The organism is Gorillibacterium sp. sgz306347, assembly GCF_059735245.1.
In genome coordinates this window covers 80364-94569 of record NZ_JCAPET010000010.1, presented here as the reverse complement: position 1 = coordinate 94569, position 14206 = coordinate 80364, and the positions used below count along the sequence as shown (strand labels likewise).

16 protein-coding genes are annotated in these 14206 nt (G+C 59.7%); 10 read left to right on the top strand and 6 right to left on the bottom strand.

Translation table 11 applies throughout. The annotated features are described in order from the left end of the window. Positions 1-6: 6 nt before the first annotated feature. From AC6I6H_RS07890 to AC6I6H_RS07880, 3 genes are all read right to left on the bottom strand, one after another. Positions 7-1275, bottom strand: a complete 1269-nt coding sequence (locus AC6I6H_RS07890) for an MFS transporter (protein WP_497953195.1) — start codon at positions 1273-1275, stop codon at positions 7-9. Between the two features lie 401 nt (positions 1276-1676). Beyond that, complete coding sequence (locus AC6I6H_RS07885; RefSeq protein WP_497953194.1) at positions 1677-2291, bottom strand: LysE family translocator; 615 nt, start codon at positions 2289-2291, stop codon at positions 1677-1679. Position 2292: 1 nt separating this feature from the next. Further along, positions 2293-2754, bottom strand: coding sequence for an Lrp/AsnC family transcriptional regulator (locus AC6I6H_RS07880; RefSeq protein ID WP_497953193.1), 462 nt, complete (start codon positions 2752-2754; stop codon positions 2293-2295). A 250-nt stretch (positions 2755-3004) separates the two neighbouring features. Here AC6I6H_RS07880 and AC6I6H_RS07875 point away from each other — a divergent pair, with 250 nt between their 5' ends. The 6 genes from AC6I6H_RS07875 to AC6I6H_RS07850 all read left to right on the top strand — a co-directional run bounded on the left by AC6I6H_RS07875 (position 3005) and on the right by AC6I6H_RS07850 (position 5697). Continuing rightward, entirely contained in the window at positions 3005-3196 is a 192-nt protein-coding gene (locus tag AC6I6H_RS07875) for a hypothetical protein (protein WP_497953192.1), read from the top strand. 96 nt (positions 3197-3292) lie between these two features. After that, positions 3293-3496 carry a CsbD family protein gene (locus AC6I6H_RS07870; protein WP_497953191.1) on the top strand — a complete coding sequence of 68 codons (204 nt, stop codon included), beginning with the start codon at positions 3293-3295 and terminating at the stop codon, positions 3494-3496. 120 nt (positions 3497-3616) lie between these two features. Beyond that, entirely contained in the window at positions 3617-3955 is a 339-nt protein-coding gene (locus AC6I6H_RS07865) for a hypothetical protein (RefSeq protein ID WP_497953190.1), read from the top strand. A gap of 131 nt (positions 3956-4086) precedes the next feature. Further along, complete coding sequence (locus AC6I6H_RS07860) at positions 4087-4752, top strand: tetratricopeptide repeat protein (protein WP_497953189.1); 666 nt, start codon at positions 4087-4089, stop codon at positions 4750-4752. A 15-nt stretch (positions 4753-4767) separates the two neighbouring features. Beyond that, positions 4768-5214: a DUF86 domain-containing protein gene (locus AC6I6H_RS07855; RefSeq protein ID WP_497953188.1), complete on the top strand. Its 447-nt coding sequence runs from the start codon at positions 4768-4770 to the stop codon at positions 5212-5214. A gap of 129 nt (positions 5215-5343) precedes the next feature. After that, a complete protein-coding gene (locus AC6I6H_RS07850; RefSeq protein WP_497953187.1) occupies positions 5344-5697 on the top strand; it encodes a YtxH domain-containing protein in 354 nt (117 codons plus the stop codon). Positions 5698-5815: 118 nt separating this feature from the next. On the opposite strand, the gene AC6I6H_RS07845 is transcribed toward AC6I6H_RS07850, so the two are convergent. Both AC6I6H_RS07845 and AC6I6H_RS07840 read right to left on the bottom strand, forming a co-directional pair. Then, positions 5816-7129, bottom strand: a complete 1314-nt coding sequence (locus AC6I6H_RS07845; RefSeq protein ID WP_497953186.1) for a putative bifunctional diguanylate cyclase/phosphodiesterase — start codon at positions 7127-7129, stop codon at positions 5816-5818. A 205-nt stretch (positions 7130-7334) separates the two neighbouring features. Next, entirely contained in the window at positions 7335-8369 is a 1035-nt protein-coding gene (locus AC6I6H_RS07840) for a Gfo/Idh/MocA family protein (RefSeq protein ID WP_497953185.1), read from the bottom strand. A gap of 182 nt (positions 8370-8551) precedes the next feature. On the opposite strand from AC6I6H_RS07840, the gene AC6I6H_RS07835 reads away from it, so the two are divergent. The 3 genes from AC6I6H_RS07835 (at position 8552) to AC6I6H_RS07825 (ending at position 12078) form a co-directional block, all read left to right on the top strand. Beyond that, entirely contained in the window at positions 8552-9577 is a 1026-nt protein-coding gene (locus AC6I6H_RS07835) for a polysaccharide deacetylase family protein (RefSeq protein ID WP_497953184.1), read from the top strand. A gap of 128 nt (positions 9578-9705) precedes the next feature. Further along, the gene (gene racE / locus AC6I6H_RS07830; RefSeq protein ID WP_497953183.1) at positions 9706-10518 is read left to right on the top strand and encodes a glutamate racemase; all 813 of its coding nucleotides are present in this window, start codon (positions 9706-9708) and stop codon (positions 10516-10518) included. A gap of 321 nt (positions 10519-10839) precedes the next feature. Then, on the top strand, positions 10840-12078 hold the full coding sequence (locus tag AC6I6H_RS07825; RefSeq protein WP_497953182.1) for a M14 family metallopeptidase: 1239 nt from the start codon (positions 10840-10842) through the stop codon (positions 12076-12078). Positions 12079-12122: 44 nt separating this feature from the next. Here AC6I6H_RS07825 and AC6I6H_RS07820 read toward each other — a convergent pair whose 3' ends face one another. Then, positions 12123-13226, bottom strand: a complete 1104-nt coding sequence (locus AC6I6H_RS07820) for an AI-2E family transporter (protein ID WP_497953181.1) — start codon at positions 13224-13226, stop codon at positions 12123-12125. 148 nt (positions 13227-13374) lie between these two features. Here AC6I6H_RS07820 and nfsA point away from each other — a divergent pair, with 148 nt between their 5' ends. Further along, entirely contained in the window at positions 13375-14118 is a 744-nt protein-coding gene (nfsA, locus tag AC6I6H_RS07815) for an oxygen-insensitive NADPH nitroreductase (RefSeq protein ID WP_497953180.1), read from the top strand. Positions 14119-14206: the final 88 nt, after the last annotated feature.

Below are 14206 nucleotides of genomic sequence, written 5' to 3'. Positions count from 1 at the left end.
TTTCGTTCAGAGCCGCCGGATCGGCGTCAGCAGCGCAAGGGCGATTTCCGCCAGCTTGGCGGCGCCGGCCAAGGCAAATACCCAGACGGGGGAATACGCCTCGCTGATGAGACCGCCCAACAAAGCTCCGGCCGGCATGGCGGTCCGGGTAATGACGCGGGAGAAGCCCAGCACCCGGCCGAGCAGATGCGACGGCACGGTCTCCTGCCGCACCGAGGCTGCGATCACCGACCAGGCTACGTTACAGGCCGCGACGAGCGCAAAGCCGATCGCAGGGGCGTACCAGACCGGCCAAGCCGCCGCCAGAAAAAAACCGAACGCGCCGACCGCGAGCAGCACGGGAATCAGGCGGCCCCTCTGGAACCGTTTGTCCAGCAGCACGATGCCCAGGCTGCCGATGACGCCTCCCGCCGCAAGCAGAGAGGAGCTGAACCCGACATAGCCTGAATCAAGCCGGAACACATCGAGCAGATAATACGTCAGCACCGAAAAAGCGGCGCTGTAGCCGAAGTTTCCGATTGCGGCCTGCACGGAAAGGCTGGCATTGACCGGATTCCGGATCAGCCAGCCGAATCCTTCGCGCATCTCGCTCAGCACCGGCCTCCGCGCGCCGGGATTCGCCCGGCCGGTGGGAAGGCGGAGCAGCACCAGAAGCACGAGACCGAACGAGAAGACGTCGAGCCACAGAATGTTGACCACTCCGAGCAGCACCGTCAAAGAACCGGCTACGGACGGACCGATCAGATCGGCCAGCTGATTGACGGTCTGAATGGCCGAATTGGCGGCCGTCAGGCGGTCTCCCGCCAGATCCGGGGTGACGGCGGTGATGGCGACTTCATAAGTCATCGTCAGAATGGACATCAGGAACCCCGCCGCATACAGAAAACCGAGCTGAAGCCAGCCGGCGGCTTGCAGCAAAGGAATCAGCGCAATGATCGCCATGCGGATCAGGTCGATGGCCAGCATCAGCTTTTTCCGGTTCCAGCGGTCCACGAAAACGGCGGCGAAAGGGCCGAACAGAACGATGGGCAGGACGCTCACCGCATATAGCGAGCTCATCACAAGCGCCGAGCCGGTCCACTGATAGGAAAGCCAGGGAATGGCGAAAGCATAGAGGGCATCGCCCAGACGGGAAACGAAATGGCCCGCGATGAACAGGCGGAGCGGGGTGAACATACGGTTGCCCCGCAAGCCGGCGGATTTCCGCGGCCGGTTTGACCTTCCCCAAGACGAGCGGTTTACCGGCGGATAAGGCCGGTGAGACAATTTGAACAAGTTGGACCTCCTCCGTTAGCCACCCATGCCCTTGGTGGACACCACAGAAAATGAAACTAAAGTTGCGTTGTTTCAGGATGGATTTTTTGGCTATGCCGTGGTCCAATGTCCATCACGCACCGAGAGGTTTTGGTCATGGGGCGCCGGAAGGGGCCGGACAAATTCTAACGGTTGCCAGCGAGCTTATTTGGCTTAAAACGAGACGTTTCAAAATCTAACGGTTGCCACGGAGCTTATTTGGCTCGGAGAGGGGGCATTTTGGTCTTTTTGGGGCAAATAAGCTCTCCCACAACCGTTAGAAATGGAAACAGGGTTTTTTGGGGCGAATAAGCGCTGTGGCAACCGTTAGCCGCCCATGCCCTGGCGGGCACCACAGACTATGACGTTGCGTTATTTTCAGGTTAGTTAAGAATGGCCTTTAAGAGCAATACGGCCCCCATTCCGACAATCAGCCAGGCCGAGCCGGCGTTCAAACGGGCCCGCCATATTTCCGAAACGGACTTGCGGACGGCTTTTATCAGGAGGGCAAGCACGAGCCACCAAACCGCCGATCCGAAAAAAATACCGGCGACGAGCGGAGCGCCCGCTGCCGGGCCGGCCGTTCCGAGTGCGGCGGCGAAGGCCAGAAAGGAGAGGATGGTGAAGGGGTTGGACAAGGCGAATGCAAAAGCGGAAGCAAAGCTGCCGGCGGCCGCCTCCGGTTTGGCGGATTTCTTTGGGCCGCTTCCCCGGGCAGGCAGCAGCCCCTTGACGCCGAGGCCGATAAGAAGCAGTGCCCCCGCCAGCTGAAGCCCGGTGGCGTACTCCAGAAGCCACGCCGAAAGAAGGCGATGGCCTCCGAGGGCCAGGGCGGCGTAGCAGGCATCGGCCGACGCTACGCCAAGCCCGCTTGCGAAACCGCGAAGGAAGCCGTGCTTCAGCGTACGGTTGATGCACAAAAGCGAGACGGGGCCGGGCGGAGCTGCGATGGAAAGGCCGAATCCGAAGCCGGCTGCAACCAGGGAAAGGGCAGCCATGTCAGCGCCTCCGCTCCGGAAGGGGAAGACGCGAGGTTTCCTTAACCGTGCTCAGGATAATGGTTGTTTTTGTTTTCAGCAGACCGGGGAGCTCCTTCAATTCCTGGCTGATGATGCGCTCCAGATCCCGTGTGCCCCGGCAGCGGATTTTCAGCAAATAATCCTCTTCGCCCGCCGTGTGATGGCATTCCTGAATCTCGTCCATCTCCTCCACCTTGCGCAAAAAGGCGGCGCGGTGCTCGGGCTTGTCCAGAGTGACCGCAATAAGGGCGGACAAGGGACAGCCGATGGACTCCGCGTCGATACGCGCGGTGTAGCCTTGAATCACGCCCTGCTCCTCCAGCCGCCGGACCCGGTCGGCGGCGGCAGGCGAGGATAAACCCAGCAGGCCGGCGAGCTCGGCCCAGGTCATACGGCCGTTCGTCATTAATGCATCAATAACTTTGTAATCCAAATCATCCATCAACTATCACCTTTTATTATTAAGATTAAATCAACTATAAGTTAAATATAGTAATTTGGCAAGGAAAAATGAACAGCCTCGTCCTTCCCGGCTACAGGAGAGCGAGGCTGTGTAAAGTTTGGCGCTTCAGGTTCGGGTCTCCTTGTCCGGTTTCCCGTAGTATGCCGTGCGTTCCAAAAACCATGCAGATTTTCAACCGTTTCCGCATATGCTAAGGAATCCAATTTCAGCACAACAAGGAGGATGGCAGATGACAGAAGAACGGCCCTGCATGCCCGTCTATTGCAACAACCCCTCGGCGTATATCCGGCAGATGTGCGAATGGCACGAGAAAATGGCGCTGGCTTCGGCACCCGACGGAGAGTTCCATACGGAACGGGCGGAAAGCTACCGCTTGATGCTGGGCGAAGACGGCGCCGTGCTTGACGCGCTCTACTACTAAGCTCCCCCCCGGGGAGCTTTTTCGTTTCATAAAACCGCCGGGGGGGTAATGATAAATGCGCGCATCGAAACCAGTATAGAGAAGGAGATGCTCAACATGAACGAAGATGTGTTCAAAGGAAAATGGAACCAGCTCAAAGGCGAAGCCAAAAAGCAATGGGGAAAACTGACCGACGATGACATGGATGTTATTGCCGGCGAAAAAGATAAATTGATCGGCAAAATCCAGGAGCGCCACGGCCACACGAAGGACGAGGCGGAGCGCCAGTACAAAGACTGGTCCGCTTCCTGGCGCGACTAAACGCAACCGGAAAGCCGGCATTTCCCGTACAGGGGGATGCCGGCTTTTTTTGGTTGGATTTCGGCTTAATGGGCGACCCTAACGGAAAGACGCGCGAAGCAACGAAAGGAGCGTTTACGGATGGGGCAGATTCAATCGCTGCAGTGGGTGCGGACGCTCGAAAAGGACGGCCGGACCATGGCCGAAATTAAAGCGGTGCTGACGGACGGAACCGCACTGTCGGCGATCGTGGCCGCGGACGGTCCGGGAAGGTTCCGGCTGGATACGCTGCTTTACAATGACGCGGATTACGAGCTGGACTGGTACGATAACCCCCTTCACCAGGCATACCGCGACGCGGGCAATGAGCTATCGGACGAGTCGGCTCTTCCGCAGCGCGGCGGCTTTACCCGGGAAGGGCTGCTGGCCGCCATAGCAAACGACCCGGCGATTGCCGGCGGTTTGGCCGGCTTGCAGTAGACGGTTGCGAACAGAGAGAAGCTTGCCCGGGCGAGCTTCTCTTTGTGCTGTCCGTGTTTTCCGAAGGGCGGGTGCAAACGGCCGATGTATGGTAAACTGGAGCAAAGAAACCTGTTGCTGGAGGGAATTCCGTGAGCAAGTTTTTTCTTTTCGGCCTGCTGGCATGGCTGACCAGAAGTCCGCTTCTCGCCCTGCTTATTCTGCTGGCGGTCTATTATTTCATTGACCGGAAATTCATCGGCCTTTTTCCGAGCATCAGCGCTCCGTTCAAACGGAGCGCCAGGCTGCGCGAGCTAAGGCGCCACCTTCGCACTCACCTGCACGACACCGGCTCCAAGCTTGAAGCGGCGCGCCTGCTGATTGCAAAGAAGAAATATTCCGAGGCCGAGACGTATCTCCGAGAGATTCTGCCAATCATGGAGGATTCGGCCGAAATCTATTACGAGCTGGGGATCTGCCGGCTCGCCCAAAGAGACACGGCCGAAGGAGAACGTCTGCTGCTGCGCAGTCTGGAGCTCAATCCGCGGGTTGCGTACGGAGACCCGTACCTTCGGCTCGGAGAAGCCTATGCGGAGCAGGACGCCAACAAGGCGGCCGGTTACCTGAACCGGTTCCGCGAGCTGAACACGTCGTCCTGCGAGGCATACTACCGGCTCGGACAAATCTACGGCCGGTTGGGCCGCAATGGGGAAGCGAAGGACGCTTACCGGGAAGCGGTGGAGGTTTACCGTTCGCTTCCGAAATACAAACGCCGGTCCGAACGCCGGTGGGCGCTGCTCGCGGCGCTGCGGAAATAGAGAGGGGGAATCGGCATGTACGGCATCGACCGCGCGCGGTTAACGGACTGTCTGCAATTTTTGGGCCGGCTCGGCGAAGTTTCCGCCGAAGTGCGGGGCAACTGGAAGAACGCGGAAACCGTCAGCGCTTATGCGCAGGAACGGGTGCTTCATTTGGCCGTGGAGGCCATAACGGACATTGGCAGTTTGCTGATCGACGGCCTGGTTCTGCGGGATGCGGGGAGCTACGAGGATATCATCGACATACTGGCTGACGAAAAGGCGGTGGAGCATTCGCTTGTTCCCTGTCTGAAGGAGCTGGTACGGCTGCGCAAGCCGCTGGTGCAAGGATATACGGAGCTGGACCGGACCAAGCCGCATCCGCTGCTGGACGAGCTTCCGCCGCTGCTGGAGCTTTTTTGCGAACAGATTCGCCGCTTTGTCGTCGTGGAGACGGGAGAGGCATTGCCGGTTTTGATTTAATCGCCCATTTTATTGTGTCAAACCGGCGCCAAGGCCACTATACTGTTAGAAAGACTGGGCATTCGTCCCGGTTTCGGGGCTAACGGCAGCCGGATCGGCGAAGGCCTGTAACCAAAGGAGCGTGTTCGCATGGCAGAAGGGAATGGCAAATCGTTTTTAATCGGAGCGGCGGTTGGAGCGGCTCTCGGGGCGGCGGCGGCACTCTTGTTTGCGCCTAAACCCGGCAAAGAGCTTCGGGCGGATATTGCGGAGCAGGCCGGCAAGGTGACGGAGAAAACCCGTGAGCTGGCGCAAGCCGTGGGGACGCATACCGCAGAGTGGACCGGAAAAGCGAAGGACGCGGGCGCTGCGGTGGTGGAGGAATTCCGCAACTGGAAAGCACGGCACGCGGACGAGGAAACCGCCGCGGCTGTATCGGCTGTCGAAGACGGCAAAACCGAGCCGTTTGACAAGGAGTTTTTAGGCCAAGCGGAAAACATTTAGGGAAACGAAGCGTCGGCGGGCGGATACGGGGATGCTTCAAACTAAGGGCGGGGACCGGAGCGGTCTTCGCCCTTTGCCATGTTGTGGGGTGGTATAACACGGACCGGCCTGCCGGGAGTTACCCGTTCCGGCGGAGAAGCGCCGTCATATCCTCTGGAGGAAGCGGACCGCCGAACAGATACCCTTGCATTTCCGAACAGCCGTAGACCTGCAAAAGCTCCTTTTGCCTGTTCGTTTCAACGCCTTTGGCCCGACAGCTTATCGCCAGCTCCCGGCAGGTTTGAATAAACGATTGGGCAATGACCTCTTCCGCGCTTCCCTCTCTTAACGATTCGATCAGCGGTCTGCCGAGCTTGACCGCGGAGAGTCCTCCGTATCCCAACGCCAGCAGAGGAAGCGGTCCGGAGCCGAAATCGTCCAGCGTGATGCGGAGTCCCTTGGCTGCAAGGCGCGACAAGGCGGAGAAGGCGGCGGGGTGCATCGGCGTATCCTGCCCGGCGTATTCCAGACCAAGGAGAGCAGGCGAAAGGCCGAACTCCGCAAGCGCCGATTCAACGGTCGCCACGAAGCCCGGGTTCATCAGCTGGCGGGTGGACACGTTGACCGAAACGGACGGAATGGCGTATCCGTGCTGCCGCCATTCGGCCAGCTGCCGGCACGCTTCGCGTATCGCCCAGTTGCCGATGGGGACGATCAGCCCCGTGTCTTCGGCCGTTTTCAGAAAATGCGCCGGCTCACAAACCTCGCCGTCCGGTCGGCGCCAGCGAAGCAGCGCTTCGGCCTCGAGAATACGCCCGGCCGAAGTCTCGAAGACGGGCTGGTAATAGAGGGAAAAGTCTTGGTTCAGCAGACCGGCGGCCAGCTCGGACTCGAGGCGAATCCGCTTTTCCTCGCTTTCCTCGATTTCGGGCTGGTACACCTTGACCAGACCGCCGCCCTCGCGGCAGGCGGCGTTCAGAGCGCTTTGCGCCTTCCGGATCAGAGCGTCGCCGTTCGCGCCGTCATTGGGGTATAAGCTGATGCCGATGGAGGTTGTCACGAACAGCTTTTCCTGCAAAGCCCGGGTCGTATCCAGCCGGGACAACCGGTTGCCGAGATGCCAGGCCAGCTGCAGGACATTTCCCAGGCTGTACCGGCCGCCGACCGCGATGCCGTAATGGCTGCCGGGCGAGCGTCCGAGTATGGAGCCTTCCGGCAAAAGCCGGTTCAGTTCGTCCGCTACCAGCCGCAGCAGACGGTCTCCTCCTTCATAGCCGTATGCCGCGTTGATCCGCTCCATATGATGTATTTTGAGCAGGAGGACATACACCGGGTCGCCAACGGCGACAAATTTCACCAGAAACCGGTTTAAAACGCTCGTAAAAAGGTCCCCGGAAGCGGCCAGCTCGGGGAAGCATTCGTTTTGGTTGCGGGAAACCGCTTGTTTGCTCATGAGTCAGCTCCATATGGCAGGGTGTTTTCCAAAAGGCGGATGAAAAAAACATCGAAACGGCGTGGTCAGATCATGTCGAAAAGGGGCTTCAAGAAGGTAGACAGCGCCAATCGGAAAATGGTTCCAGCCCGCTGTGAAAAAAATGAAAAAGGACCGCCGCCGGGCAAAAGTCCGGGAGCGATCCTTGGAGGAAAGGGAACGGGAATCAGCCGTTCAGAAAAATCCGTTTGGTTTCTTTGCCCGAGCGGTAGATGGACGCGATCATTTCCTGGGTTTTGAGCGCTTCTCTTCCGTCGATGTAGGGGGTCGTACCGGCCTCAATGGCCCGGTAATAATCGCGGATTTGCTTCGAATGGCTGACGCCCCAATAGAATTTCACGCCTTCGCCGTAATCGACCACTTCGCCCGGGTTCTTGTCCCGGGTGATCGTGGTGCCGTCGTTGTAATGGATCGTGGCTTGGTCGGCGACCATTTTGGCGGTGCCCTTTACACAGTGCACTTCAATTTCCACCGGCGCGTCGTAGCTGTAATAATTGATCGCATAAAAACCGGCAAACACGCCGTTCCGGAACTTGACGACGCCTTCGACGCTGTCCTCGACCTCGATTTTCTCGTGCGCCCGGTTTCCGATTTGCGCGTCCACGTATTCCACTTCGTCCCCGACAAACCAGCGCATCAAATCCATCGTGTGAATGGCCTGGTCGATCAGTACGCCGCCGCCTTCCTTGTCCCAGGTGCCTTTCCAGTCGCTTTTGCCGTAGTAGTCGTCCGAGCGGTTCCAGGTTACCAGGCATTTCGCGCCCAGCACCTGGCCGAGACTTCCATCCTCGATCGCATTTTTGATGAGCTGAGACCCCGGGTTGTACCGGTTCTGAAAAATAACGCCAAGGGTTACGTTGTTCTTCTCGCATGCTTCGACCATGGCCCGGCCGTCCTCCGTGCTGATGCTCATCGGCTTCTCGGTCAGGACGTGAACGCCTCGTTCGGCGGCGTACAAGGTCATGGGCGCGTGCAGGTAATGGGGCGTGCAGATGTGAACGACGTCCAGCTCTTCCTTCTCGAACATTTCTTCGTAGCTGGTATAATAGTTGCAGTTGTACTTTTCCGCCGCCTGTCTCGCGCGGTCTTCCTTGCTGTCGCAAACCGCCGCGATTTCGGCAATATCCGTCAAAAGAATGGAGGCCGCGTGCATCGGAAAAATATTTCCGCAGCCGATAATGCCGGCTTTATACTTGGGCATGGGCAATATCTCCTTCTTGCTGGGATGGGAACCTCTTCACCCCGATTTTACCCCACGGCCCGGCGAAAATCCAATCGCTCACACGGCAGAGGAAACGGGGCGCCTGTTCCTGCGTCATACAGGAAATATGACTGTTTCTGTCGAAGTAAACAGCATGACGACCGTTTAGGAGGACTGACCGCGTGACCATTCAGAAAAAGCCGGCTTTGGCCGCCGTCCTGCTTGCCGCCGCTTTGGCAGGCTGCACTGTTGAAACCGCCTGGGATGCCCAGCCGTCCCCGTCCGCATCCGCCGCGCCGGTATCTCCTTCGGCTTCGGCCTCGCCTGCTCCAACGGAGCAGCCGCAGGCAACCGCAGGGGAAACGGCCGCATCCGCCGCGCCTGCGGAGAGCGCTTCGCCGGCCCCCACTCCGGCAAAAGCCGAGGACGAAGCGTCTGTAGCGCCGGCCGCACCGACCGAACCGGCGAAAACGGCGGCGCCCACCCCAAAGCCCGCGCCCTCCGCAACCGCGAAACCCGCGGCGTCGGCCGATGCAAAGCCGCTGTCCTGGTATTATATGAAAAAGGGAAAAGGCATCGTGCCCGGGTTTCCGCCGGAGACGGCGCAATACGGGACGGACCGGAAGGCCGTCTATGCCGGAACCGGTCATAAGGTTTATTTGACCTTTGACAACGGCGGGCCAATGGGGGATACGAAAAAGCTGCTGGACACTCTGAAAGCAAACGGGGTAAAGGCCAATTTTTTTCTCGCGGGCTACAATTTGCGGGAGCACAAGGATTTTGTCCGGCAGCTGATCGCGGACGGCCATCTGGTGGCCAACCATACGATGACCCATACGGACATGACCACGCAGACCGAAGAGGAAGTGCGGAGCGAGGTCCGGGAATACGAGGCGATGTACAAGGAAATTACCGGTCAGGCCATTCCGAAGTATTTTCGTTTTCCTTACGGCAAGTACAGCATGGAGCTGCTGGAGACGTTAACCGGCATGGGGTATACGTCCGTTTTCTGGTCGACGGCCATGCGGGACTGGGAGCCGCGCAAGAACGGCCCCGACGACGCCTATAACGATGTGATGAACGGGCTGCACGACGGAAACATTATCCTGCTGCATCAAGGCTCGGAGGACAACATCAACGCCCTGGACCGCATTTTGAAAGGCATTCAGGCGGAAGGATACGAGTTTGGCCTGCTGACCGACTTTTAACGGAGCCGCGTCCTCCGGGCTCCGCCCTTTTTGTCCGGCGCCGCCGAAGCTTCGTACATTTTTTTCGCAGCGCTCATATTGTACTGTGTTCCCTAAACCACATCTTGAGGCAAAGGAAGCGTAGCTTAGTGAATCAGGCCATAGCCCTTCTGGATTCCGGAGTCGGCGGATTGACCGTGGTAAGAGAAGTGCTCCGGCAGCTTCCGCAAGAGCAGATCGTCTATTTCGGCGATACCTCCAGGGCTCCCTACGGGTCCCGGCCTGCGGAGGAAGTTATTCGTTTTACCGTGCAGATTGTCGATTACCTGATGAAATTCGACCCGAAAATGATCGTCGTGGCCTGCAATACCGCGACGGCGCTCAGTCTGGATATCATTCGCGAGCGGGTTAAGGTTCCCGTGGTGGGCGTCATTAAACCGGGGGCCCGCTCCGCTATCAAAGCGACACGCAGCGGCGTCATCGGCATAATCGGCACCGAAGGCACCGTGAACAGCAAGGCGTACGAAAACGCGTTGAAGGAGCTCTCTCCGGAAACGGAGGTGGTGAGTCTGGCCTGCCCGGAATTCGTCCCGCTGGTCGAAGCCGGCCGGTTCGATGCGCCGGAAGCGATGGACATCGCAAGGCGGTCCCTGGCTCCGCTCAAGAAAACCGGGATCGATACGCTGATTCTCGGCTGTACCCATTATCCGTTTCTTGCGCCGCTCATTTCCGAGGTGGTCGGCCCGGACGTCGTTCTGATCAGCTCGGCGGAGGAGACGGCGCGGGAGATCAGCGCGCTTTTGTCCTACGGGGACATGCTGGCCCAATCCGGCGGGCAGACGGCGATCCACCGCTTTTTTTGCAGCGGCGACCGGCAGCTGTTCCGGCGGATCGCTTCCGCCTGGCTGGGCCGGCACATCGAAGCGTCTCCGGTCGTCTGGCAGGTGCCGTCGATTCTCTGAGCCGGCCTGTTTCCGACCTGTCACGCATGACGTTTTTCTAACCGGCATAGAGATTAGAAAAGCGGAGCGTTCCGGAAAACGTCCGGAGCGTCACTGCGGGGAGATTTGGCCTTCCGGCCGCTGTNTTTGGCCTTCCGGCCGCTGTTGGTTTCGGATTTCCCGAACAAGCCGCTAGGCGCGGAAGAAATCCGAAACCAAAGGCGGACGTGCTGAAGCGCTCCTTCAGGCTCAAACTCCCCTTCGTTCCGTACCGGACGATCCGGCTCCGCTTTTCGGCCAAAGCCGGTTTATTACCCCGTCATGCAGGACAAGGAGGGAAATATGGCGTTTGCTTATACCGCAGTGCCGGGAGACGCGCTTCAGCGGCTGGCCCGGCGCTTTGGCGTCGGCGTGCGCGAAATTGCGCACGCCAATCCGTGGCTGGACCCGAACGGCGCGCTGGCGCCGGGAACCGTGCTGCGGATTCCCGATCCGGTTATCCGGCGGCATGTGGTTCAGGCGGGAGAGCGGACCGCGGATCTTGCGCTGCGCTTCGGCTTCGGGCCGGAGGAGCTGGCGGCGCTGAATCCGCAGCTTGCGGCGGCGGAGCCGGCGCCGGGCAGCGCGCTTTCGCTGCCGCCGCGCAGGCTGCCCTCGCCCGAGGAGCCCGGCTACGTGTTTGGTCCGCCCGAGCTGGAGGAAGCGGTAAGCCGCATCGCCGCGCGGCAAGCCATCGCGGAAGCGGAGCGCATCGGCGCAAGCGTTCTCGGCAAGCCGCTTTGGGCGCTGCGCATCGGCTCGGGTGCCGCCCGCGTCCATTTGAATGCGGCCGTTCACGCCAACGAATGGATCGCCGCCGCTGTGCTGACCGCCATCCTGGAAGACCTCTGCCGGGCGGCCGCCGAAAAACGCCCGTTCCGGGGACGAACGGTCGGGCCTTTGCTGCAAAAGGTTTCGCTTTGGGCGGTCCCGATGGTCAACCCGGACGGCGTAGAGCTTGTGCAGGAGGGCGTTTCGCCTGCTCACCCCCTTTATCGGGAGCTGCTGGAATGGAACTTTGGCAGTCCCGATTTCAGCCGGTGGAAAGCGAATGCGCGCGGAGTCGATCTGAACGATCAGTTCCCCGCCGGATGGGAGGAGGAAAAGGTGCGCCGCGGCCTGTCCGGCCCCGGTCCGCGCGACTGGTCGGGGGAGGCGCCGCTTTCGGAGCCGGAGGCGGCTGCACTTGCCGCATACACCCGTCAAAACGGGTTTTGGACGGTGCTTTCGTTTCATACCCAAGGACAGGAAATCTACTATACCTACCGGGGCCTGGAGCCTTCCGGCTCGGAGGAGCTGGCCCGCCGGCTGGCGCGGCGCAGCTTTTACACGCCGGTCGTGCTGACGGGAAGCGATGCGGGATACAAGGACTGGTTTATCCAGGCGTTCGGGCGTCCCGGGTTCACGGTTGAAGCAGGCAGGGGAACCCATCCGCTGCCGTCCGGCCAGTTTCCCGATTTGTACCGGGAAATGGCCGAAATCATCCTGGAAGCGGCGGAAGCCGCCGCCGAAAAAGCCGGAGCGGGGAAAAACGGATCGTAATCCGTTTTCCCGCTCCGGCTTTGGCATTTCGGCCGAATGGCCGGTTAAGCCCAGGGAGGCGTTTCGTCGTATTCGCCTTCCGGACGGCGAATCCACCGTTTCAAGTATCCTTGCTCGTACAAGGCTTTCAGCGTAATGATAAGCACGGGCGACAGAATCAGGCCGGCAACCCCGAAAATGGACAGCGAAATCATCATAAACGAGAGCATGGTAAACGCGGATACGCCCAGGGTGTCCCCGGTAATTTTCGGCTCCAGCACCTGCCGGACCAGCAGCACCACCGCGAGCAGCAAGCCGAGCCAGAGGGCCAGGGTCGTCTGTCCGACGATAAGCAAATAGGCGATCCAGGGCAGGAATACCGCGCTGACACCGAGCAGTGGCAGAAGATCGAAAAAAGCCGCCAGCAGCGAGATGGCAAATGCGTTGTTCACGCCAAGAATCAGGAGCGCGGCGAAAATCACGACAAACGTGATCGTAATCAGCTTGACCTGCGATTTGAGGTAGCCGGCGATTCCGGCCAGCACGTTCACCCGGAGAAACTGGAACGCGCCTTTGAACGTCTTGGGCGTCTTGTCGGTAGCCAGCCGCTTCCACCAGTCGATTTCAATGCTCAGAAAATAGGCCAGAATAATGCCGACGCCAAAGTTGACCAGGAACGAAGAGAACGAAGTGAGCCAGGAAAACAAGCCCATCAGAAAGCCGCTCACCCAGCCGGATACCTTGCTGACAATCGTGCCGCCGTACTCCTGGATCTTGAGGGCGACGTCGGGCGGGATGGCGTTCCAGCGTTCGACCCATTCCCCGGAGTAATTGTCGATCAGCGACTGGACGGTATCCGGGAAGTTGGCAATGCGGCTCGACAGGCTGAGAAGCTGTGTCGTCAGAATCGCGCCGAGTCCCACGATGATCCCGAGAATGATCACCACAAACAGCAAGGTGGAAATGGCGGAGGCGAGCGATTTCTTCATACCCAGCTTGTGCAGACGTTTGGCCAGCGGTTCGATAGCCGCAAAAATGACCAGGGCGTACAAGATCGGAGCGGCGATTTTAAACAGGAAACTGAAAAGCAGCATAAACAGATAAACCGTCAAAACAATCAAAGCAATGTCAAACACGGTGCGGGCATACTTTCGGTAAAACGGCATCATCGGGGCGGCACTCTCCTGTGTCGTCAGGTTTTGAAAGCTTAATACGGGAACGAAAAACATCCGGTTTCACGGTTGGAATCGTCCGGGGCGCTTTGTTATAATCCGATTATACTCCAACGGAAAGAGCTTCGGGAAAGGACTTGCGAAAATGAACGAAACGATCGATCTGCTCCGGAGGCACCGCTCCATCCGCAGCTTTACGGACGAGCCGGTCACGGACCGGCAGGTGGAAGCCATCGTCGGCGCGGCCCAGATGGCGTCTACCTCCAGCGGGATTCAGGCGTACAGCGTCATTGCCGTCCGCGATCCCGCGATGAAAAAGCAGCTGGCGGCCCTGTGCGGAAACCAAAGCTATGTGGAGAGCTGCCCGGTTTTCCTCGTCTGGTGCGCGGACCTGTACCGGCTTCAGGTTGCGGTCAGGCTGGCGGCGGGCGAAGAAACGGACGTGGCGCGGAATGCGGAAAACGTCATCGTGTCGACCGTCGACGCGGCCCTCGCCTCGCAAAACGCCGCTGTGGCAGCGGAATCCCTTGGCCTCGGCATCGTTTACATCGGGGGAATCCGGAACGAAAGCGCGGAGGTCACCCGGCTGCTCGAGCTGCCGGAGCTTGTTTACCCCGTGTTCGGCATGTGCGTCGGTAAACCGGCGCAGGACCCCGAACCGCGTCCGCGGCTGCCGATGAGCGCCGTGCTGCACAACGAGCGGTACCGGCGGGAAGGTATCGGAGAAGCGCTGCGGGAGTATGACGCGGTGTACCGCGATTACATGCGCGCCCGTTCGAACGGGAGGCTGGATACCTCCTGGTCGGAAGCGATGGCGCGCAAAATGCCGGTTCCCGCCCGCGAGCATCTGAAAGACTACCTGGACAAGCAGGGCTTTCGCTGGGAGTAGACGCGAACGGCCCGGCGCCGCTTGAAGACGGCGGCCATGATTTCGACCCCGGCTCCGGCCGGAAGAGCTTTCCGACGCGAACCGGTTG